Origin of the sequence: Alistipes sp. An66, from assembly GCF_002161445.1 — a bacterium.
Classification (GTDB): domain Bacteria; phylum Bacteroidota; class Bacteroidia; order Bacteroidales; family Rikenellaceae; genus Alistipes; species Alistipes cottocaccae.
The window spans coordinates 174,053-194,814 of the sequence record NZ_NFHT01000004.1; the positions used below are offsets into that span (position 1 = coordinate 174,053).

Annotated in this window: 21 protein-coding genes; 9 read left to right on the top strand and 12 right to left on the bottom strand. The window is 62.1% G+C overall.

The window, feature by feature from the left end:
* Position 1 precedes the first annotated feature (1 nt).
* From B5G16_RS04780 to thiS, 10 genes are all read right to left on the bottom strand, one after another.
* A complete protein-coding gene (locus tag B5G16_RS04780) occupies positions 2-1,801 on the bottom strand; it encodes a C10 family peptidase (RefSeq protein ID WP_087261737.1) in 1,800 nt (599 codons plus the stop codon).
* Between the two features lie 169 nt (positions 1,802-1,970).
* The gene (gene thiD, locus B5G16_RS04785) at positions 1,971-2,780 is read right to left on the bottom strand and encodes a bifunctional hydroxymethylpyrimidine kinase/phosphomethylpyrimidine kinase (protein WP_087261739.1); all 810 of its coding nucleotides are present in this window, start codon (positions 2,778-2,780) and stop codon (positions 1,971-1,973) included.
* Positions 2,777-3,574 (bottom strand): TenA family protein, encoded by a 798-nt coding sequence (locus B5G16_RS12850; protein WP_087261741.1) that lies wholly within the window; start codon positions 3,572-3,574, stop codon positions 2,777-2,779. Before B5G16_RS12850 ends, thiD begins: the two co-directional genes overlap by 4 nt.
* A gap of 5 nt (positions 3,575-3,579) precedes the next feature.
* Positions 3,580-4,281: a class I SAM-dependent DNA methyltransferase gene (locus tag B5G16_RS04795; protein WP_087261743.1), complete on the bottom strand. Its 702-nt coding sequence runs from the start codon at positions 4,279-4,281 to the stop codon at positions 3,580-3,582.
* A 4-nt stretch (positions 4,282-4,285) separates the two neighbouring features.
* Positions 4,286-4,987, bottom strand: coding sequence for a HesA/MoeB/ThiF family protein (locus B5G16_RS04800; protein ID WP_087261745.1), 702 nt, complete (start codon positions 4,985-4,987; stop codon positions 4,286-4,288).
* A complete protein-coding gene (thiH, locus tag B5G16_RS04805; protein ID WP_087261747.1) occupies positions 4,987-6,096 on the bottom strand; it encodes a 2-iminoacetate synthase ThiH in 1,110 nt (369 codons plus the stop codon). The genes B5G16_RS04800 and thiH overlap by 1 nt, the downstream gene beginning before the upstream one ends.
* Positions 6,097-6,108: 12 nt before the next feature.
* Positions 6,109-6,876, bottom strand: a complete 768-nt coding sequence (locus B5G16_RS04810) for a thiazole synthase (protein WP_087261749.1) — start codon at positions 6,874-6,876, stop codon at positions 6,109-6,111.
* Complete coding sequence (locus tag B5G16_RS04815; protein ID WP_087261751.1) at positions 6,873-7,499, bottom strand: thiamine phosphate synthase; 627 nt, start codon at positions 7,497-7,499, stop codon at positions 6,873-6,875. Before B5G16_RS04815 ends, B5G16_RS04810 begins: the two co-directional genes overlap by 4 nt.
* 5 nt (positions 7,500-7,504) lie before the next feature.
* A complete protein-coding gene (locus B5G16_RS04820) occupies positions 7,505-8,101 on the bottom strand; it encodes a thiamine phosphate synthase (protein ID WP_239405966.1) in 597 nt (198 codons plus the stop codon).
* Positions 8,098-8,298 (bottom strand): sulfur carrier protein ThiS, encoded by a 201-nt coding sequence (gene thiS, locus B5G16_RS04825; RefSeq protein ID WP_087261753.1) that lies wholly within the window; start codon positions 8,296-8,298, stop codon positions 8,098-8,100. The genes B5G16_RS04820 and thiS overlap by 4 nt, the downstream gene beginning before the upstream one ends.
* Before the next feature lie 395 nt (positions 8,299-8,693).
* Between thiS and B5G16_RS04830 the strand changes: the two genes are divergently transcribed.
* A complete protein-coding gene (locus tag B5G16_RS04830) occupies positions 8,694-9,713 on the top strand; it encodes an alpha/beta hydrolase (RefSeq protein ID WP_087261755.1) in 1,020 nt (339 codons plus the stop codon).
* Positions 9,710-10,288 carry a DapH/DapD/GlmU-related protein gene (locus tag B5G16_RS04835; protein WP_087261757.1) on the top strand — a complete coding sequence of 193 codons (579 nt, stop codon included), beginning with the start codon at positions 9,710-9,712 and terminating at the stop codon, positions 10,286-10,288. The genes B5G16_RS04830 and B5G16_RS04835 overlap by 4 nt, the downstream gene beginning before the upstream one ends.
* A gap of 38 nt (positions 10,289-10,326) precedes the next feature.
* Here the strand turns inward: B5G16_RS04835 and B5G16_RS04840 are convergent, their stop codons facing one another.
* On the bottom strand, positions 10,327-11,766 hold the full coding sequence (locus tag B5G16_RS04840) for an arylsulfatase (RefSeq protein WP_087261759.1): 1,440 nt from the start codon (positions 11,764-11,766) through the stop codon (positions 10,327-10,329).
* 92 nt (positions 11,767-11,858) lie between these two features.
* Positions 11,859-12,758: a helix-turn-helix domain-containing protein gene (locus B5G16_RS04845; protein ID WP_087261761.1), complete on the bottom strand. Its 900-nt coding sequence runs from the start codon at positions 12,756-12,758 to the stop codon at positions 11,859-11,861.
* Positions 12,759-12,981: 223 nt separating this feature from the next.
* On the opposite strand from B5G16_RS04845, the gene B5G16_RS04850 reads away from it, so the two are divergent.
* The 7 genes from B5G16_RS04850 (at position 12,982) to B5G16_RS04880 (ending at position 20,443) form a co-directional block, all read left to right on the top strand.
* Positions 12,982-13,803, top strand: coding sequence for a carboxymuconolactone decarboxylase family protein (locus B5G16_RS04850; RefSeq protein WP_087261764.1), 822 nt, complete (start codon positions 12,982-12,984; stop codon positions 13,801-13,803).
* A gap of 43 nt (positions 13,804-13,846) precedes the next feature.
* Positions 13,847-14,368: a cyclophilin-like fold protein gene (locus B5G16_RS04855; protein ID WP_087261826.1), complete on the top strand. Its 522-nt coding sequence runs from the start codon at positions 13,847-13,849 to the stop codon at positions 14,366-14,368.
* Between the two features lie 102 nt (positions 14,369-14,470).
* Positions 14,471-15,190 carry a hypothetical protein gene (locus B5G16_RS04860; protein WP_162612017.1) on the top strand — a complete coding sequence of 240 codons (720 nt, stop codon included), beginning with the start codon at positions 14,471-14,473 and terminating at the stop codon, positions 15,188-15,190.
* Positions 15,191-15,610: 420 nt separating this feature from the next.
* Entirely contained in the window at positions 15,611-16,657 is a 1,047-nt protein-coding gene (locus B5G16_RS04865; RefSeq protein ID WP_087261767.1) for a DUF3575 domain-containing protein, read from the top strand.
* A gap of 18 nt (positions 16,658-16,675) precedes the next feature.
* Positions 16,676-17,572 carry a FimB/Mfa2 family fimbrial subunit gene (locus B5G16_RS04870; RefSeq protein ID WP_087261769.1) on the top strand — a complete coding sequence of 299 codons (897 nt, stop codon included), beginning with the start codon at positions 16,676-16,678 and terminating at the stop codon, positions 17,570-17,572.
* A 36-nt stretch (positions 17,573-17,608) separates the two neighbouring features.
* Entirely contained in the window at positions 17,609-18,496 is an 888-nt protein-coding gene (locus tag B5G16_RS04875; RefSeq protein WP_087261771.1) for a fimbrillin family protein, read from the top strand.
* Positions 18,497-18,619: 123 nt separating this feature from the next.
* Positions 18,620-20,443, top strand: coding sequence for a GLUG motif-containing protein (locus B5G16_RS04880; RefSeq protein ID WP_087261773.1), 1,824 nt, complete (start codon positions 18,620-18,622; stop codon positions 20,441-20,443).
* Positions 20,444-20,762: the final 319 nt, after the last annotated feature.

Consider the following 20,762-nt stretch of genomic DNA (forward strand, 5'->3'; position numbering starts at 1 on the left):
TTTATTGGGCGCTGACCGAGAAGAGAAGTTCTTTCCGGTCGTTCCTTTTTTGCAGGATGAGCCGGTAGTTGCCGGCAGGCAGCTGCGAGGTGTTGATGCGTACCGTCTGTCCGCTGATCTGGCACTGTCCCGTATAGTCGGAGCCGCCCGTGGTCTGCAATGTCGTCGTCACGCCCTCCTTGACTTGCAGCTGCAAGACGCGCGTCTTGCGGTCGAAGGTTGCCTGCGTGGTCTCCTCGATGTTGTATTCGTCGTCGAGGAGCAGGTCCCAAACGTACCCTTCCTCTTCGTTTCCTCGGACCACTTCCCATTGTGAGGTGATCGAATTCTGATAATAGGCTCGGATACGGTATCCCGGATAGATCGGTTTGGTGATGGTGAAGGTTGAGGTAGGAGCTTGGGCCGTTCCGCGCGGATTCAGCGTGAAATACCAGGTTGCCAACTCCTGGATGACATTCCCGTCCCGGTCCGTGACGACCAGCTTTACCTGTTTGTTGGTGACGGTGGTCGATCCGCTGTTGTAGAACAGGCCGACTTGCATATTGAAAGGCTGTCCGGTGACGATGGTACTGCTGCAATTCAATCCGAAGTATGAGTTGCCGCTTTTGCAGAATCGGATCTCTTCGATAGCTCCGCTTCCCGTGTTTTTCTGCATGCCGATAACAACCGTATGGTTGTAGTTGTAGTTGGACGATCCTCCGCCTATGCCTTGTCCGGTGGGGTTGAGTGCTGTCAGCAGGTAGTACCCGTTGCAGCTTCCGTTCCATCCCCAGTTGATGCTGTAATAGTCGTCCTCGGTGTATCCGTCGAGCACAAAGGCGTGTCCGCCGCCATTTTCGCCGTATCCGGAATAGAGGATGGGACGATTGTTGTCCAGCTCGCTCTTCATCAGGTTGTTCCATTCGGATGTCGTGTAGGCCCAACGGTAGATGCAGCGGACTTGTCCGTCATAATCCATGTGGGCGGTCAGATTTCCGGGGATCAGTTCGAGCGGAGCCGATGTCGCCCAGGGGCTGAACTGGGCATTGATCATGACGGCGCAGTCACGCATCAGCGTGGCGACGGGGCCGGTGTCCCTGTCGAGATAGTATCCGGGTTTATACTGCATCTTCATGTTGGCCCAATCGTAGGTGTGGCCCAATGTGATACTCGGAACCTGAATGCTGTATGTGTTATTGGTGGTATATCCTTCCAGGACACCGGTGCCCTGGTTCGGCCATTCGTGATAGCGCATGATGATCGCCAGGGCTGTGGCCGTACATCCCGTGTAGCACGCCTGATCTCCGCTGGTCGTCGGACAATAGTTGTTGAAGGGTGCGCCCTGATCCCAGAGAGCCGTTTCCATCTCTACGACGGGTGTTCCGGCGCGGGTCGCGGCCCAGGCCTGCGTGACGCTGCTCTCGGCTTGCAGTCCGTTGTCACGTGCGTAGTTCACCTCATCCCGGAGCCCGTCGAGCCACTCCTGAAGGTTGGCCGGGAGGTTGCCCGACGGGAATTCGTTCTCGAAGGAGTAGCCCAGCACGGGCATGGCCACATCGTCGCCCGCAACGATGACGAAGCCCGGGCCGGCCGTGTTGTCGAAGACGTAATAGGCCGGGGCGGTGCCCGATGTGCGGGTTGCGGAGCTTTCGCTGTGGCGCACCAGCTGCCACGAAGGCGCGACTCCTCCCCGTGTGGTTGGAGTCGATTGCCAGAACTGCGTGGCAGTCTGCCGGGCCTGTTCGGTCGTGATCTCCTTGGCTGACAAGGCACCGCAGGTCAGCGACAGTGAGAGGATAGACAGCAGCAGAGTTCTCTTCATGAAACAGTTTTTTAGGTTGATGATTCATGCGAATTTACATATAAATTTTCAAACTTGCAATTCTCTCGTCCGTCGTTCGGATTTTGGTTCATGAAAAAGGTGCGGCGATTTTCGCCGCACCTTTGCGCCCTCCCCGACAAGGGCGGGGTCTCCCGCGGTGTCGGGAGCCTCATTCCCAGAGCCGGAAAAAATGGTGTACGGGACCGTGGCCGCGGCCGATCTCATACTCTGCACCGGCTTCGATCGCACCGGCGATATACTCCTTGGCCTTTGCGGCAGCCTCGTCCAGACCGCAGCCGAGGGCCAGAAATGCGGCCAGCGCCGACGAGAGCGTGCAGCCCGTGCCGTGGGTGTTGCGCGTAGCCAGACGCCGCGAGCGCAGCGGCAGGATCCGGTCCTCCTCGGCGTTGTAGAAGATATCGACGAGCTCCTCGTCCGTGAGGTGCCCGGCTTTCAGGAAGACCGAGACGCGGCCGCCGCACGAGAGCTCCCGCGCCGCTTCGGGAAGCGACTCCTGGCTCTCGATTTTCCGTCCGAGGAGCAGCTCCGCTTCGGGGATGTTCGGTGTGATGATCCGCACGGCGGGGATCAGTTCGTCGCGCAGCGTCGCGATGGCCTCCTCCTGCAACAGGGCGTCGCCCGACGTGGCCACCATCACCGGGTCGAGCACGATGTTGCGGATGCAGTACGGGGCCAGCGTGTCGCGCACGGCGCGGATCAGTTCCGAGGAGTGCAGCATGCCGATCTTCACGGCGTCGGTGCCGATGTCGTCCAGCACCGAGCGGATCTGTCCCGTGACGAACTCCACGGGCACGGGGTGCACGCCCGTGACACCCACGGTGTTCTCGTCCACGACGGCCACGATGGCCGACGTCCCGAAGCATCCGCACGCCGAGAAGGTTTTCAGGTCGGCCTGAATGCCTGCGCCCCCGCTGGGGTCGCTGCCTGCAATGGTCAGGGCTCGTTTGTAGTGTTTCATATCGTTCCGATTTTCCAGTTTTCGAGGTTCCGGGCGCTCTCCCAGAACATCCACTCCATCCGGGTGCAGCGCATGAAAATGTCGGTCATCCGGCGGCGGGTCTCCCCGCCGGCCGCCGCAGCCAGTTCGTCGCAGATCCGTGCGGCGAGCTCCGCCGATGCGGCGAACGCCGGGTCGGCATAGGTCGCGATCCACGCCCGGAAGGGATTTTCGTGGAGGGGGACGCTGTGCTTCGCGCCGTTGTCCGGGATTGCGCCGTCGTCCGGGGTCGCTCCGGCCGCCGCACGGCCGTCGGGGAGCGGGGTGCCGCCGTTGGTTCCGGCGGCAGGGGCGGCGCTGCCTTGCCCCACGGAACCGTTCGCCCGGGCGAAGATCGCCTCGCCGACCCGCTGGTAGACCACGAAGCAGGGGAGCAGGGCCGCCGCCTCGACCTCCACGGGGGCCGTGGCCTGGGCGTCGAGCAGCGCGGTGTAGAGCAGGCACGCCGGGCTCATTTCGTCCCGCGTCGGCGCATCGCCCGCGAGGAACTGCGCGTGCAGAGCGCGTTCGACGGCGATGCCGTCCAGCGCGAAGTGCAGGAACGCTTCCGTATGCTCCCGGCGGGTCAGCCGCGAGGCCACGTGGGCCAGCCTTCGGGCGTAGCCGTCCAGATAGAGGGCATCCTGACGGATGTAGTGCCGGAACTGTTCGGCGGGAAGCGTCCCGTCGGCCAGCTCCCGCACGAACGGGTGTCCGAGAATCTTCCGGTAGACCGGGAGGGCCGTCTCCCAGGCCTCGTCGCTCCATCTTTTCATGGCTTTCAGCGTTTATAGGCCGTTACGGCCACGTAGTCACCCTTTCCATATCCTTCGACGGGCTGCTCCTCCATGTCGTTCGACATGAGCGGGTGTGCGGTCAGCGTCTGTGCGAAGGCCAGGTCGCGGAAGCCCGCCGCTTCGAGCAGCCCGATCTTCTCGGCCGTCGTGCGCCAGGCGGCCACGTCGACGAACTCGATCGGGTAGGGGTTCGGCGGGTAGCACCCTTCGAGCAGCGGGTGGTCCCACGTCCCGACCGCCTTGGCCAGGTTGTACAGCAGCCCGTAGGAGCTCTCCTTCGGGACGTCGATCAGGATGATGCGTCCTCCGGCGGGCAGCGCCGCGTAGGCCTTGCGCACGACGCCCGCCAGGTCGCCGATGTAGCTCGGCGTGCCGTTGAAGAGCAGCGTGTCGTAGTCGCCGTTGCCGAAGTCGGCCTCCTCGGCCGTCGCGATGGTGACGTTCATGCCCCGTTTGCGGGCGATGGAGGCCATGCCCTCCGAGGGTTCGATGCCTTCGGTGACGGTGATGCCGTATTCGTCGCGCAGGATCTTCTCGAAAAGGCCGCTGCCGCAGCCCACCGAGAGCACGCGCCCGGCGTCTTGGAGTGTCGAGGCCACCAGATTGACCTCCGAATAGAGTACGTTCCGGTTGTCGAGGAACCACGCATCATAAGCCGATGCGTATTGATCGAAACCTTTTCCCATCTTGTCAGAATTCTATTGTTTCGGTTTGTAATGTTTTCAAATCAATCGTAAAGAGTTTCCCTTCGAGCGGTTCGCCGAAGCCGGCAATCCATTTGATCGCCTCCGAGGCCTCGATGGCGCCGATGACCCCCGGAACCGTCCCCAGAACCCCCGCCGTGCTGCGCGGAAGGGCGCACAGCGCCTCGCGGTCGGGGTAGAGTTCCGTGTAGCGGCGCCCCGTGCGTCCGTTGAAGAGGCTCACCTGCCCGTGGAACGCCCCGATCGAGCCGTAGACCCACGGTCTTCCGACCTCCGCGCACGCCTCGTCGAGCAGGTAGCGCGTCGCGAAGTTGTCGCAGCACTCCACCACCAGGTCGTAGGCGGCGACCAGCTCCCGGGCATTCTCCGCGGTCAGCCCTTCGGGGTGGAGGTCGAAGCGCGTCGACGACGAGAGCGCCGCGAGCCGTTCGCGGGCCGCCGCCGGCTTGGGGCGTCCGATCTGCGATTCGGTGTAGAGCACCTGCCGTTGGAGGTTGCTCTCCGAGACCGTGTCGGGGTCGGCCAGTCCGAGACGCCCCACGCCGGCACCCGTGAGGTAGAGCGCCGCCGGGGAGCCGAGGCCCCCGACGCCGACAAGCAGCACCGACGAGGCGGCCAGCCGCCGCTGTCCTTCCGGTCCGATCTCCGGCAGCATCGTCTGCCGGGCGTAGCGTTCGCGCGGGTCCATCAGTCGAAGATCTTGTCCCAGTCCTTCCAGACCACCTCGTAACCTTCGCGGCGGATCGCCGCCTCGACCTCCGCGGGGGTGCGCTCGTCGCTCACGGCGAACTGTTCGAGCGACTGCGGGTAGACGCGGTAGCCCCCCGGGTCGGTCTTCGACCCGGCGCTCATCGACGTCACGCCCAGCGTGGCCATGCGGTTGCGGAACTCGGCCCGCTCGCGCGTCGAGTACGAAATGTCGACGTCGTGGTCGAAGATCCGGAAGGCGAAGGTCACCTGCGCCAGCTCGCGGTCGCTCATCACGACGTTGGGCTGGAAATGACCCTCCGAGGGGCGCATGCGCGGGAAGTTGACGCTGTAACGGGTCTTCCAGTAGCGGCGGCGCAGGTATTGCAGGTGCAGGGCCATCATCGTGACGTCCGTGCGCCACTCTTCGAGCCCGATCAGCACGCCCATGCCGATCTTGTGCACCCCGGCCTGCCCCATGCGGTCGAAGCCGTTCACGCGCCACTCGAACTTCGACTTCATGCCCGCCGGGTGGTAGCGGTTGTAGTTCCTGCGGTTGTAGGTCTCCTGGAAGCAGACCACGCCGTTCAGACCCGCGTGCGTGAGCCGTTCGTACTCCTCGGCCGCCAGGGGCATCACCTCGATGGTGAGGTTGTTGAACCACGGGCGGCACGTGTGCAGCGCCTGCTCGATGTAGTCGACGCCCGCGGCCCGCGGGTTCTCGCCCGTCACGAGCAGCAGGTTCTCGAAAGGCCCCAGCTCGCGGATCGCCCGGCACTCCGCCTCGATCTGCTCCTGGGTGAGGATCACCCGCGGAATGGCGTTGTGGCGGTTGAAGCCGCAGTAGACGCACGAGTTCGTGCACGAGTTGGTGATGTACATCGGAATGTACATCGAGACGGTCTTTCCGAAACGCTCCTGCGTGTAGCGGCGGCTCAACCGGGCCATCGGTTCCAGATAGGACGCCGCGGCCGGCGAGACGAGCGCCATGAAGTCGTCGAGCGTCGGGTGTGCCTTCGCCAGGGCCCGTTCGACGTCGGCCGGCGTCTTCGAGAGGATCCGCGCGGTGGTCTCCTCCCAGTCGTATTTCGCCAATTCCTCCGAAAACATCTCCGTGTGCGTTTAGTCGAGGAACGAGGTCAGCGGACTGCTTGCTTCGGCGTGGCGCGCCGTGGCGCCGAGTCCCGATTCATAGGCTTCGCGGCCCGCCTCGACGGCCCGTGCGAAGGCGTGCGCCATGCGTACCGGATCGCCCGCCACGGCAATGGCCGTGTTGACCAGCACGGCGTCGGCACCCAGCTCCATGGCCGCTGCGGCGTGCGACGGAGCCCCGAGCCCGGCGTCGACGACGACCGGGACGTTGCTCTGCTCGATGATGATTTCCAGCAGTTCGCGCGTCACGAGTCCCTTGTTGGTGCCGATCGGCGCCGCAAGCGGCATGACCGTTGCGGCTCCGGCCTCTTCGAGGCGTTTGCACAGCACCGGGTCCGCCTGGATGTAGGGCAGCACCACGAAGCCCAGCCGCGCCAGCTCCTCCGTGGCGCGAAGCGTCTCGACGGGGTCCGGAAGCAGGTATTTCGGGTCGGGGTGGATTTCCAGCTTGATGAAGTTCGTGCCGAAGGCCTCGCGGGCAAGCTGCGCCGCCAGCACGGCCTCCTCGGCATTGCGCACGCCCGAAGTGTTGGGCAGCAGCTGGATGCCCGGACGGCGGATGTGGCCCAGCAGGTCGTCCTGCGGGTTCTCCATGTCGACCCGTTTCATGGCCACGGTGACCATCTCGGTCTCCGAGGCGGCAATGGCGCGCGACATCAGCTCGTTGGAGCTGAACTTGCCCGTGCCGACGAACAGACGCGAACGGAACGTCCGTCCGCCGATTACCAATTCGTTCATAGTTTGTGATGATTTAGGATATTCATGATTTTGCGGGTCTCCTCCGCCGGGTCTTCGGCGCCGAGGAGCGCGCCCGAGAGGGCGATGCCTGTGGCTCCGGCGTCGAGGAGCGGCGCGACGTCGGCGGCCGTGATCCCCCCGATGGCCACTACCGGGAGCGTGATCCCCGCCGTGCGGCACCGCTCGAAGATCCTCCGGTAGCCTTCCAGCCCGAGGATCGGACTCAAATTGCGCTTGGTCGCGGTGAAGCGGTAGGGGCCCAGTCCGATGTAGCCGGCACCGGACGCCGCCGCGCGCTCGATGTCCTCGAACGTATTGGCCGTGGCTCCGATGATCCTCTCCGCGGGCAGCAGTCGGCGCGCTTCGGCTACGGGCATGTCGTGCTTGCCCAGATGCACGCCGTCGGCGCCGAGCTCCGCAACGAGATGCACGCGGTCATCCAGGAGGAACGTCGCGCCGAACTCCCGGCACAGGCGTCCCACCTCGCGCCCCACGCGCAGGAACTCCGCGTCCGGGGCATCCTTCATGCGGAGCTGCACCCAGCGGCAGCCTCCTTCGAGTACGGCGCGCGTCCCGCTGATCTCGTCGTAACGCTCGTTCCGATGTGTGATGAATTGAAGCATGATGTTTATTCCTTTCTGTATTTGTCGATCTCCGCCAGCGTGCGCCGCAGCCCCTCCGCCGAGGTGTCGCGCCAGATGCAGCCCAGCAGCGCCGCACCCCCGAACCCCCAGGCGCGGACCCGCGGCAGCAGGTCGGGACGCACTCCGCCCAACGCATACGTCCGCGTGTCGATGACCCCTTGTGCCGCGGCATCATGCAGGTCGGCGTCCGAAAAGGCCGCGCGGTAGCCGCTCTTGGAGATGCTGTCGAAAATCGGGCTCAAAAAGCGGTAGTCGGTATCGGCGGCGTGTTCCGCCAGCTCTCCGGGCGTGTGGCACGAACGGCTCACCAACCCCCGGAACCCTGCGGGCGGCATCGGGTTCCGGCCGTTCAGGTGTACGCCTCCGAGCCCGTACTCCGCGGCCAGCGGCAGGCGGTCGTGGAGGCTCAACCGCGGGTAATACGCCTCCGGCAGCGACTCGATCAGCCGCCGCAGCGGCTCCTCGCCGGCCCCCGGCTTGCGCACGTGGATGCGGTCGATGCCCGCGTCGAGCAGGCGCCGGATCACCTCCGCCTCGCCGGCCGCAAAGGGCTCGGATGTGATGACGACGATCCGCATCATCCCCCGCAGACGGCTCGGATGACGGTGATCTTCATGCCCTCCGCGACGGCTGTCGCGGCCCATTCGCTGCGCGGCACCACGCGGTTGTCCACCGCCACGGCGACCCCTTCCGCCGGGATTCCCTCCCGCGCCAGCAGTTCGGCAAGGCTCGTCGGGACTTCGACCCCGACCGGTTTGCGATTGATGAATACTTCCATGCGAAATCCGTAATTTACAGAGATGTGCCCGCGAGAAATTACGGTCTATGAACAAGTCCTTTCGTCGGTGTTGCCCGCATCAAGTTCATAGGGTATGATCTCAGCCTTTTCGTGGGAAGACCCGATCTCCGGATCGTTGTGCGGTCGCCGTCTTGCGCGTCGGCGGCCTTTCTTCCCGAGGCACCCCTCTTGTGTCGGATGCAAATATAGGAAAAAAAAGGTTCCGATGCACCGCTGTCGGGGAAAAACCGCCTGTCGATCCCGGAATCATCGGTAATCGGGGTTGGAAAATCCGTAATCCGGGTCCTCGGATTGCGCGATCTTCTTCCGATCTTTGTATCGGAGAAACGGGGCGCCGTCCGCCCCGGGAAACGAATCCCGTAAAACGAAGGAACATGAAACGAATCATTCTCTTTGTCTCACTTCTAACAGCAATAACCATGAACAGCACCCAAGCCCGGGAGACGAACGACCGGACCTTTGCCCCGAGCGAACGGGTCTCGGTCGAGCGCGTGCATTTCCGCACCCGCTTCGGCACGACCCTCGCCGGCGATCTCTACAAACCGAAAAATGCCGTCGGGAAACTCCCCGCCCTGGCCGTCTGCGGACCCTTCGGGGCCGTCAAGGAGCAGGCTTCGGGACTCTACGCCCAGACGCTGGCCGAACACGGATTCCTCGCCGTGGCCTTCGACCCTTCGTTCACGGGCGAGAGCAGCGGCGAACCCCGTTACGTGGCCTCACCCGACATCAACACCGAGGATTTCTCCGCCGCGGTCGACTTCCTCTCCCTGCGCGATGACGTCGATCCCGGGAGTATCGGCATCCTCGGCATCTGCGGCTGGGGCGGTCTGGCACTCAACGCCGCGGCCCTCGACACGCGGATCAAGGCCACCGTGGCGGTGACGATGTACGACATGAGCCGCGTGACGGCCCGCGGCTACTTCGATTCGATGGATGCCGACGCCCGCTGCGAGTTGCGCCGCCAGCTCAACGCCCAGCGCACCGAGGATGCCCGCACGGGCAGCTATGCCCTGGCCGGCGGGGTGGTGGACCCGCTTCCGGAGGATGCCCCGCAGTTCGTCCGGGACTACTACGACTACTACAAGACCCCGCGCGGCTACCATCCCCGTTCGCTGAACTCAAACGGCGGCTGGAACCGCACGTCGGCCCTCTCGTTCCTCAATACGCCGCTGCTGGCCTACGCCGGCGAGATCCGTTCGGCGGTGCTGGTGATCCACGGCGGGAAGGCCCACTCGCGCTATTTCAGCGAGGATGCCTTCAAGCTCCTCCGGGGCGACAACAAGGAGCTCATGATCATCCCCGGCGCCAGCCATGTCGATCTCTACGACCGGACGGATGTCATACCCTTCGACAGGATCGAGTCGTTCTTCCGTGAAAATCTGCGACAGCCATGACGCTCGAAGCCTTTCTGGAACACGTGGCCGCACGCCGGCCGCTCGACACCCCCGAGATCGGGGCCTTCATGAATGAAATGAGCGACCGGGCGCGCCGCATCACCTGCGCGATGAACGGCGCATACCGTTCGCAGGAGGAGTTGCGCGAACGGATGGGGGAACTGCTCGGACATCCGGTCGACCCGACTTTCCGGCTCTTCCCGCCCTTTTACACCGATTTCGGACGGAACATCCGCATCGGCCGCAACGTCTTCATCAATGCCGGGTGCCATTTCCAGGACCACGGGGGCGTGACGCTGGGCGACGGTGCGCTGGTCGGCCACAACGTGGTCTTCGCGACGCTGAACCACGACCTCGATCCCGCACGACGGGCGGCCATGACGCCGGCGCCGATCGTCGTGGGGCGGAACGTCTGGATCGGCTCGAACGCCACGATCCTGCAAGGCGTGACGATCGGCGACGGGGCCGTCGTGGCGGCCGGCGCCGTCGTCGTGCGGGATGTCGCGCCGAATACGATCGTCGGGGGCGTCCCGGCCCGCATGATCCGGCGGATTGAACGCCCGGCGGAGGAGTAACCCTCCTCTCCTTCGCCCCGCACGGATGCCGCAGGGTGTCAGAATTTGAAGATTTCCGATTCCGTGCGGGCCGATTGCATGATTGCGGCGATTTTTTCAACGACCTCCGGATATTGTTCCGCCACGTTGCGGTCTTCGTGCAGGTCCGTACTCAAATCGTACAATTCGATCGGGGCATCCGGATTCTTCTTTACGCCCTGTCTTACGCCCTTCCATTTCCCCTGGCGCACGGCCTGCTTGCCGCCCGCCTCGTGGAACTCCCAGTACAGGTAGTCATGCTCCGGCTGTTGTCCTGCGCCCGTGAGCGTCGGAACGATCGAGATGCCGTCCTGCAACAGCGTGTCGGGAAGCTCCGCGCCGGCAATCTCCGCAAAGGTCGGCAGCATGTCCCAGAAGGCGCAGACATGCTCGCTCGTGCTTCGGGCCTCGATGCGGCCCGGCGCCCATGCGATCAGCGGCAGACGGATTCCGCCCTCATACAGATCGCGCTTGACACCCCTGAATGGTCCGCTGCTGTTGAAAAAGTCCGGATCGGCTCCGCCCTCCCGGTGGGGTCCGTTGTCGCTCGTGAACAGAACCAGCGTATTCTTGTCCAGCCCGAGCTCCTTCAACTCCGCGAACACCTCTCCGACGTATCGGTCCAGCCGGGTGACCATCGCGGCGAACGTGGCATAAGGTTCCGGTTGGGAGCAATATCCCGCAACCGTGGTCTTCGGCCCGTAGTCTCCGCCCCTGTTGAGATAGGGCTTCTCCCCGAATTTTCCCCGGTAGGAGCGGATGATTTCGTCGTCGGGAACCAGCAGTTCGGCATGGGGTAGCGTAACGGGCAGGAACAGGAAGAACGGCTTGTCGCGGTTTTCGCGGATGAAGCGCAGCGCTTCGGTATGGATCAGATCCGGAGCATACGAACCGCAGGCGCCGTCGCGGTTTTTTTCCAGTTCGACCCGTTCGAGGTTGTCCCACAGATGGGTGGGGTAGTAGCGATGGGATTCGCGCTGGCAGTTGTAGCCGTAAAAACGGTCGAAACCCTGATAGACGGGATCGCCTTCCGATCCGGGATATCCGAGCCCCCACTTGCCGAAAGCCCCCGTGACATAACCCGCCTGCCGGAACATCCGCCCCAACGTACAGGTCCCGGCCGGAAGCGGAGTCTGGCCTTCGCCCTCCATCTCGCGGTTGCCGCGGATCGGGGTGTGCCCGGTGTGCTGCCCGGTCATCAGGACCGAACGCGACGGCGCGCTGACCGTGCTGCCGGAATAATGCTGCGTGAAGAGCATGCCTTCGGCGCGCATGCGGTCGATGTTGGGCGTAAGGATCTTCGTGCTGCCCGTGCAGCCGAGGTCTCCGTATCCGAGGTCGTCGGCCAGGATGTAGATGACGTTCATGCGATGCATGGGCTCTTCCGCCTGCGGGGCGCATGAGGCGGCGCCGGCGGAGACGACGGCCAGAGCCAGGCCTTTGTTCAGTGGGCTTTTCATGTGGGGGGGTAGTATTTTCGTGTTTGTCGAAGTACCGTTTCCGGATCGGGTCTTGCCGCCGCAGGACTCTGGGTGTCGGCGCCGTCTGGAAGTCAGGCTCCCTGCATCCTGAACTCGTTCGGCGTGCATCCCACGATCCGCTTGAACATCCGGCTCATGTGCTGCGGATACTGGAATCCGAGGCCGTACGCAATCTCGCTCATCGGCTGGGAGGTCGAGAGCAGCAGCTCCTTTGCCCGACCTATGAGTTTGTCCTGAATGTGCTCCGTTACGGTCTTTCCGGTCTGCCTGCTGATCAGATCTCCGAAATAATTGGAGGAAAGGAATACCTTGTCCGCAAAGTATTTCACGCTCGGAAGTCCGTTTTCCAGGGGAGCCTCGCCGTCGAAATATTCGTCCAGCAGGCGCTCGAAACGCACGATGACATCCTTGTTGGAGACTTCGCGCGTGGTGAACTGCCGTTCGTAGAACCGCAGGCAGTAGTCGAGCAGCAGACCGATGTTGGCCGTGATCAGACGGCGGCTGTGCTTGTCGATGTTGTGTTCCAGTTCGGCTTCTATGTTGCGGAAACACTCCATGACCGTCGTGCGCTCCTTTTCCGAGAGGTGCAGGGCCTCGCGGGCCTCGTAGGAGAAGAACGAATATTTCCGGATCTCCTGCCCCAGGGCGGTTCCGCGGATGAAGTCGGGATGGAACAGGATGCCGTGGGCCGCCGGGCGCACGTCTTTCTGCATTTCCGTCTCGGCGACCTGTCCGGGGGCGAAGCAGACGATCGTTCCTTCCTGATAGTCGTACGGCTGGCGTCCGTAGGTGATGTCGCCGCATTTCGTGTCTTTCAGGTAGAGGGCGTATACGCCGTAGTTGATTTTGAGGTGTTCGGGCCAGACGGTGGCCTTCGACAGATCGATGACGGCGACCATCGGATGCAGCGTTTCAAGTCCGAACAGTTTGTTGTACTTCTCCACACTGTCCAGTTTAATCAAATCGTCCATATCGCGGCATTTTATCTTTTTTGCAAATATAATGTTTCTGTTCCGAATATTTTCCGTCTTCGTCGCCTTATCCGGGATTCGGGTATAAATAACCGTAAAATGGATACGGCCGTTCGGCGTGGATCGTCCTACCTTTGTACAGGAGCTCGAACGCAGGACATGGCCGCCGGGGCCGGATCTTTATGCAGCAGGAAACAGCGGGAACGCATTCAAATATCGCAATATGAAGATACGGATCATCGCAGTGCTTGTCGCACTGGTAATTGACGGAACAACAATCATGGCACAGGAAAAGATCAAACAGACGGCTGGCCGCGACCAGCTCGGGGCGTTTGCACCGAAATTCGCGGAGTTGAACGACGACGTCCTTTTCGGCGAGGTGTGGAGCCGGACGGACCTGCTCGGGCTGCGTGACCGCAGTCTGGTGACCATCACATCGCTCATCAGTCAGGGAATCACCGATTCGTCGCTGACCTATCACCTTCAAACTGCAAGGCAGAACGGCATCACCCGAGTCGAGATTGCCGAGATTCTGACCCATATCGGTTTCTATGCCGGATGGCCCAAGGCGTGGGCAGCCTTCCGGCTGGCCACGGATGTCTGGGCCGAGGAGACGCCGGAAGCAGATGCCCGGTCGGCTTTCCAGCGCGAGATGATCTTTCCCGTCGGCGAGCCCAACACGGCCTACGCCCGCTATTTCACCGGCAACAGCTACCTGGCTCCGATTTCGCGGGAGCAGGTTCCCGTTTCCAATGTCACCTTCGAGCCGGGGTGCCGCAACAACTGGCATATCCACCGGGCCAAAAGCGGCGGCGGACAGATGCTCATCGGCGTTGCGGGCCGGGGCTGGTATCAGGAGGAGGGCAAGCCGGCCGTAGCGATTTTTCCGGGTACGGTGATCCATATCCCCGCGGGGGTGAAGCATTGGCACGGTGCGGCGGCCGACTCGTGGTTCGCCCATCTGGCCTTCGAGGTGCCGGGTGAGGAGACCTCGAACGAGTGGCTGGAACCCGTCACGGATGATGAATACGGCAAACTGGAATAATCGGTCCTGCGCGGGCGGAGGGCTTTTGGGACACCTGCTGGAAATGACACGATTGATTTTGATTGCCCTGGCGCTGGTTGCGACATCCGTCACGGCGTGCGGAGGAGACGATTTCCCTGCATGGACCGTGGCGTCCGGGGCAACGGACAACGGGGATAAACCGGGCGAAAGCGATATGGAAAACACGACTCTTCGATTGTCGGTGAACGGACGTTCGTTCACGGCGACGCTTGCCGGGAACACCTCGGCGGAGGCGCTGAAAGCACGCCTCGCACAGGGCGCCGTCAGCATCCGCATGAATGATTACGGGGACATGGAGAAGGTGGGGGAGCTGGGGTTCACGCTGCCCCGGAACGACCGCCCCACGACGACCGCTCCCGGAGACCTGATTCTGTATCAGGGGAACTCGTTGGTCATCTATTATGATGTGAATACCTGGAATTTCACCCGGCTGGGCCATGTGGACGGTGTTTCCACCCGGGCGGAGATGCTCGGGCTGCTGGGCGGTGCGGGCGAGGTGACCGTCACGCTTTCGCTGCCCGGGGTGCAGGATCGTGCCGAATGAGAGCGACGCTGATTTTTTGCAGGGGCAGATAACATGACGGTCAGGAGCATAACCCGATGCAACCGGCTCTTTTCGGCAACGACGGCCAATCCGCTGGTCAGCATGATCCGGCTGTCCGCTGCGGAGGGGATCCGGCAGCCGCTCCGGTTCGGATTCTATACCGTATGGTTGAGGGGATGGTCCGATCCGTGTCCCGCACTTTTCGGCCGCAGGGCGTGCGATTTCAGTGACGGGACGCTGACCCTCCTGCCGCCGGGTCGGGCCGTCGATCCCGGGGTATGGAGTGTCGGGTCCGGACGGCCGGAAGGTCGTCTGCTCTGTTTCCACGCCTCGGTATTCGATCCGTTGGGTGCGGGAGGATCCTCCGGCGGGTATTCGTTCTTCGAATACGACACGAGCGAGAGCCTCCATCTTTCCCGGCGGGAGCGGGCGGAGCTGGAAGGCGAGATGGATAGGATAGAGGCGGAACTGGATTGGGGGATCGACGAATATTGCTATTCGATTCTCTCCGGGAGAATCCGTCTTTTGCTGGATTATGCGTCCCGCTTCTACCGGCGTCAGTTCATCATCCGTCACGATGAGAATCAGGCGGTGCTGGACTGCACGGACCGGCGGCTGGGCACCTTTTTCCGCAGCGGAAAGGCGCCGCATGAGCGCCTTCCGTCGGCAGAGGAGTTTGCGGGAGTCTTCGGCTGTTCGCCCGCCTATTTCAACGACTTGTTGAAGCACGAGACCGGGAAGGATACGGCGCGTTACGTGGCGTTCAGAGAACTCTCCTGTGCCGGGGAAGCGTTGTGCCGGGGGACGGCGCGGCCTGAATGACGCGGCGGTTCTTCCGCGTTTTTTTGCTTGCCCGAGCCGCAATTTTTTTGCCTGAACAACAATTTTTTGCCTGAACAACAATTTTTTGCCTGAACAACAATTTTTTTTGCCTGAACAACAATTTTCGAGGACTCGCCCGATAAAACGGGTTCATGACATTTTCAGATTGGGTTTTTTCTGCTAATTTTGTTTTCGAATTCTTCGGCTCAAAGCCATGCTCACCATCGAGAACAATCCCCGTGCTGTACGTTCGCCCTACGGAAGCGAAAGGGTGACACGTGCCCGGAACCGCAAAAATTCCCCCCCCCGAGAAAAAATCGAAACTGACGCTCCCGCGTCATCTCCGCTGCGCCCGAATCTGCACGATCCGGGCCGCGGGCGTTTTGTCCCGACGGCAATCCGAACAAATCTTATGATCCCATGAGACTCCTGACCCTTTTGTTTGCATGGGGCCTTCTCACAGGCCCGGCTTTCGGCCAGACGGCGGATGAAGCCTCCGCTCCGACCGAGTACACCTTCCGCTTCGTGGCGGACAACGACATGTTCTACATTCCGTGGAACGGCAACGGCGAAGAGCTGGAACGGCTGCTCGCCTGCATTGCCGGGAACCGCACAGTCATTGCCGACGGCACGGTTCCGGTGCTTGTCGACGGCTACTGCACCTCGCAGGCTACGGCCGACGAAAACCTTGCGATGGCCAAGACCCGCTCGAACCGCGTGAAGACGGAGCTGATCCTCCGCGGCGGGCTCACCGAGGCGTGCTTCACGACGCATAACCACACCTCGGGCGGCAATCTGGTAACCGTGCGGATCGTGATTCCGCCGGCTCCGGCCCCGGAGCCTGCGCCGCAGCCGGTCCCCGAACAGCCCGAACCGGCAAAACAGCCCGAACAGCCCGAGTCGGCGGAACAGCCCGTGGAACAACCGGCTCCGCAGCCTGCGCCCGTGCAGTCCGCTCCGACGACTGAATCCGTTTCGGACCGGGCGTCGGGCCTTGCCCTGCGTGCCAACCTGCTGCGGTGGGCGACGCTCACGCCCGACCTGGGGGTCGAGTGGCGGATCAACAGCCGTTGGAGCCTCGGCGTCAACGGCACGTGGACCTCGTGGTCATGGAACGACAAACAGCGCCGCTACGCCCTGTGGGAGGTAGCTCCCGAGGTACGCTATTATATGGGTAAGGCGCGGCGCGGCTACCTCGGCCTGCTATTCAAGACCGGCGCCTTCAACTACAAGTTCTCCGAGACGGGACGCCAGGGCGACCTTCTGGGCGGCGGGCTGACCGGAGGCTACATCCTGCCCATCGGCAAGCGCCTCTCGCTCGACTTCTCGCTCGGGCTCGGATACCTGAATGCCGACTATGAGAAATACGAGGTCATCGACGGCGTGCGCGTGCGCCAGGGCTCGGAGACCAAGGAGTGGTGGGGCCCCGTGAATGCCGGTATCACCCTGAAGTGGAACCTTTTCTAAACCAAGGAGGACGACGATATGAAACCGACACGATATATTCCGATTCTGGCCGCCGCAGCCGCCGCAGCCGCCGCGCTGCTGACCGCCTCCTGCGTCAAGGACACGCTCTACAACACGCCGCACCCCGACCACGGCAAGATTACCGTCACGGCCGACTGGTCGGCCCGCGGCGAAGGGCTCGACATCCCCGCCACGTGGACAATCGCCATGGGCGACTACACGGGTACGGAGACCTCCGCCACCCATGCTCCCGACCATCTGTTTACGCCGGGCAGCTACACCCTCGTGGCGTGGAACCCGGCCGAGGGCATCACCGTAAGCGGCACCACGGCCACCGTCGCCCCGGCCTCGGGCAACCAGACGACGGGCGCCTTCATCGACAACACCCCGGGGTGGTTCTTCACCCATACGGAACAGGTGAGCATCGAGAAAGACAAGGACTATCCGCTGACCGCCACAATGAAGCAGCAGGTGCGCGAGCTGACGCTTGTCGTCGAACCGACGGGTGATGCCGCCGACCGCATCACGGAGATTGTTGCCCATCTGACGGGTGTGGCCGGAACGCTGGATTTCGCAACCGGCACCTACGGTGCGGCCTCAAATGTCGAACTGCCCTTCACGAAGATTACCGAAGGTGCCGATGCCGGCAAGTGGACGGCCACGGTGCGGCTGCTGGGTGTGACCGGCACGGAGCAGCTGCTGACGGGTGAAATCCGCTATGCCGACGGCAACCCGACCCCCACCACGCTGGAGAGCGACCTCACGGAAGCCCTCGCGGCCTTCAACACCGGAAAGGACGCATCGCTGACCCTCGGCGGAACGCTTGTCGAGACCCCCGAAGAGGCCGAATTTTCGGGATTCGAGATCTCCGGCTGGGAACCGGTGGAAGGTGGCGATGTCAGCGCATCACTGTAACGGAAACTATTTATTAAAATAAAGACTATAAACAGAATGAATACAAGATTTTTTGCACTTGCAGCGCTGGCATTGTCACTTGCCGCCTGCAACAACGACAACGAGAATCTGAACAACGACGGCCCCGTGGCCGCCAAGTTCACCGCCGCCATCGGCAACAACGTGACTGCCACCCCCTCCACCCGCGTCAGCGGAACGGACGGAGACTTATGGGACAACGGCGACTGCATCGGCATCACCGGCGCCGGCTACATCAACATACCCTACGTGAGAGAGAGCGGCCAGTTCGTGCCCGAGGATATGACCATCTATTTCAATGACACCGAAACGAAGACCTTCAATGCCTACTATCCGTATCAGTCTGAGGGCGGAACGGTGACCGTCAGCACCGCAGCCGACAAGCAGGGCACGGGCATCGACTTCCTCTTTGCCTCGGGAGCCACGGGCGACACCCACAACCCGACGGTGAGCTTCACCGGTGACCATGCGTTCCACCACTGCATGAGTCTCATCAAGTTCACCTTCAAGGCAGGCGATGGTCTCAGTTTCAACGAAACGGAACCTGCCGGCTACACGTTGGAGGGGCTGAAGCATGAAGGCACATTCGACACGGCTACCGGCACGACTGCCGTAACCGCAGCCGTCGAATCGCCGATTACCATGCAGCTGGGCGGTGCCACCACTTCGCAAGTCATCATTCTCCCGCAGGGAGTGAACTCCTCTCTTGAACTTAAAGTGTCTTTCAACGGACTGGACTATACAACCACACTGCCGAATCCATCCAAGCCCGAAGCGAATCAGTTCTCCGCAGGCTATGCCTATACCTACAACATAACGCTCAACAACAAGGGCATCACGGTGGAAGAACCGGAGATTACCCCGTGGAAACCCGGAGATTCGAACAATGTAAGCATCACGCTGTAAGCCCTACATACCGCTGCCCCGGCGCAAGCGTCAAGCCGGAGCTGCCCATAGACACGATGGTGCGACGGCCGCCTTCGCAGGCGGCGGCAGCACAAAACGGAAACAAATAAAAGATAACCCGATATGAAGAAAAGACATTCCATCCATCTGCTTCTTGCCGCAGTCGCACTGCTCCTTGCCACGGCTGCCTGTACGACGGACGAACGGACGGACGGTGACCGTCTGCCCGAAGGACAATACCCCGTTGAGATAGCCCGCATCACCCTCGGCGTGGAGGGCGGCGAGGCACAGCCCTGGGGCGCACCGGCGACGCGCGTCAGCGAGAACGGGGACGGCACGGGCAGCGTGTTCGACGCAGGCGACCAGTTCGCCGTACAGATAGACGGCGAGGAGGGCATCTACATCGTGCAGGACGACAGCACAGCCACCTCCGACGCGCCCCTCTACTGGACGAACACGATACCCAATCGCACCGTCACCGCCTGGTATCCCGCCACGGGCGGCACCCTCGACCTCGGCGACCAAAGCCAAAGTCTTGCCTACCTGCTGCACGGCACGGGAACGGGCGACTACCTGACCCCGGTCACGCTGACCTTCACCCACTCGTTGGCAAAGGTGCGCGTCACGCCCACCGGCGATGCGCTCGGCGAAGTGCAGAGCCTCCAGCTCTATACCTACACACAGTGTACTTATGAAAAGGGTACGGTAGTGCAAGGCTCGCAAGAGGGCTGGATAGAGATGAAGAAGTGCGAATACACCGAAAACGGCAACGCCTTCACCTGCTGGGAGGCGAACGTGGTGCTCGGCTACACGATAACCAAGCTGATGGCGAACAACGACAACAAGGAACGCGACCTCTCTGCTGCCATCACCCCCGTGGCAGGCAAGTTCTACAACATCACGCTGGATAAGGACAAGGGATATACCGACGACGGACAGGGCAACTACACCGTGACCTCCGCCGAGGGCCTGAAGAACATCGCCAAGCTGGTGAACGAAGAATGGAAGTCAGACATCAACATCACCCTGACGGCCGACATCAACCTCTCGGGCATCGACTGGACGCCGATAGGCATAGACTATAACCACCAATACACCGGCACCTTCAACGGCGGCGGCCATACCATCACGGGGCTGACCGTTACGGGAAGTTATAAATATGCAGGCCTGTTCGGAGATATCGACGAGAACGGCACGGTGAAGAACGTGGTGCTGGAGGGCGTACAGATAACAAGCGACAACAGTTCGGGCTATGCCGGCGGCGTGGCAGGAGATAGCTGGGGTACCATTGAAAACTGCTCGGTGTCGGGCAGCGTCAGCGGCACAACGTTCGCAGGTGGCGTGGTGGGCTCTCAATGGGGCGGTTCCATCACCGGGTGCAACTCCTCGGCCACAGTGAAGGGCGTGATCTTTGCCGGCGGCATAGCGGGAGAAACGAATAGTGGGGCCTCCCTGACCGGCTGCTACGCCACGGATGACGTGACCGTTGAAAACGACGGTACGAACAACTCCCATGCCGGCGGCGTGGTGGGATACAACGGAGGTGGCACCCTGACCGCCTGCTATGCCACGGGCAGCGTGACCGGTAGCGGAAGCGGCACCATCTATGTAGGCGGCGTAACGGGAGACAATGCTTCGGGCACCCTGACCGCCTGCTACCATGCCAAAGGGACTGTCAGCGGCCCGGACGGAGCCACAGGCGGCGTGGCGGGACGGAACTTCAAGGGCCTCCCGTATAGCGGTATCATCACCGCCTGCTACTGGGGAGGCAACGGCCAGGAACAAGGCATCGGTGAAGACCAGGTAGGCACCGGCGGAACCACACAGGTGACGGACGGTAACTGGCAGAATGCCCTTGCCCACATGAACGCCGCATTGAACGCTGAAAGTTGGCGATACACATTTGAACCCGGCAATTCATTACCTCTATTGGTGCAGAATCCATAAAAAGGCAGCCCAAAAGTTTGGCTGATTGGTATAACAGCCCTGAAATCCGGGGGGCCAACGGACAAGTAAAGTCATAAGTCCGGCATCGTACCATCCGGCACGCCCGGCGCACCTGTAAGACCGTCGGCTCTCCCGTATGGTAATAAACGACGAGCCGCCGATGTCGCCCGCAAAGCAACCGAAGCCCCCCCCGCAAACAAAAAGTCCGGCAGCCTTCCGACGCCGGACTTTCTTGGTGAACCCTCTGGGATCGGAATATATTAGCTTAAATCTCTAATAATCAGATTCTTGATTTGATTATTAATTGCGTAGGTCATAA

Coding starts and splice junctions, on each gene's coding strand:
- B5G16_RS04780 (WP_087261737.1), bottom strand. CDS start 1,801: ATGAAGAGAACTCTGCTGCTGTCTATCCTCTCACTGTCGCTGACCTGC.
- thiD (WP_087261739.1), bottom strand. CDS start 2,780: ATGAAACACTACAAACGAGCCCTGACCATTGCAGGCAGCGACCCCAGC.
- B5G16_RS12850 (WP_087261741.1), bottom strand. CDS start 3,574: ATGAAAAGATGGAGCGACGAGGCCTGGGAGACGGCCCTCCCGGTCTAC.
- B5G16_RS04795 (WP_087261743.1), bottom strand. CDS start 4,281: ATGGGAAAAGGTTTCGATCAATACGCATCGGCTTATGATGCGTGGTTC.
- B5G16_RS04800 (WP_087261745.1), bottom strand. CDS start 4,987: ATGGACCCGCGCGAACGCTACGCCCGGCAGACGATGCTGCCGGAGATC.
- thiH (WP_087261747.1), bottom strand. CDS start 6,096: ATGTTTTCGGAGGAATTGGCGAAATACGACTGGGAGGAGACCACCGCG.
- B5G16_RS04810 (WP_087261749.1), bottom strand. CDS start 6,876: ATGAACGAATTGGTAATCGGCGGACGGACGTTCCGTTCGCGTCTGTTC.
- B5G16_RS04815 (WP_087261751.1), bottom strand. CDS start 7,499: ATGCTTCAATTCATCACACATCGGAACGAGCGTTACGACGAGATCAGC.
- B5G16_RS04820 (WP_239405966.1), bottom strand. CDS start 8,101: ATGATGCGGATCGTCGTCATCACATCCGAGCCCTTTGCGGCCGGCGAG.
- thiS (WP_087261753.1), bottom strand. CDS start 8,298: ATGGAAGTATTCATCAATCGCAAACCGGTCGGGGTCGAAGTCCCGACG.
- B5G16_RS04830 (WP_087261755.1), top strand. CDS start 8,694: ATGAAACGAATCATTCTCTTTGTCTCACTTCTAACAGCAATAACCATG.
- B5G16_RS04835 (WP_087261757.1), top strand. CDS start 9,710: ATGACGCTCGAAGCCTTTCTGGAACACGTGGCCGCACGCCGGCCGCTC.
- B5G16_RS04840 (WP_087261759.1), bottom strand. CDS start 11,766: ATGAAAAGCCCACTGAACAAAGGCCTGGCTCTGGCCGTCGTCTCCGCC.
- B5G16_RS04845 (WP_087261761.1), bottom strand. CDS start 12,758: ATGGACGATTTGATTAAACTGGACAGTGTGGAGAAGTACAACAAACTG.
- B5G16_RS04850 (WP_087261764.1), top strand. CDS start 12,982: ATGAAGATACGGATCATCGCAGTGCTTGTCGCACTGGTAATTGACGGA.
- B5G16_RS04855 (WP_087261826.1), top strand. CDS start 13,847: ATGACACGATTGATTTTGATTGCCCTGGCGCTGGTTGCGACATCCGTC.
- B5G16_RS04860 (WP_162612017.1), top strand. CDS start 14,471: ATGATCCGGCTGTCCGCTGCGGAGGGGATCCGGCAGCCGCTCCGGTTC.
- B5G16_RS04865 (WP_087261767.1), top strand. CDS start 15,611: ATGAGACTCCTGACCCTTTTGTTTGCATGGGGCCTTCTCACAGGCCCG.
- B5G16_RS04870 (WP_087261769.1), top strand. CDS start 16,676: ATGAAACCGACACGATATATTCCGATTCTGGCCGCCGCAGCCGCCGCA.
- B5G16_RS04875 (WP_087261771.1), top strand. CDS start 17,609: ATGAATACAAGATTTTTTGCACTTGCAGCGCTGGCATTGTCACTTGCC.
- B5G16_RS04880 (WP_087261773.1), top strand. CDS start 18,620: ATGAAGAAAAGACATTCCATCCATCTGCTTCTTGCCGCAGTCGCACTG.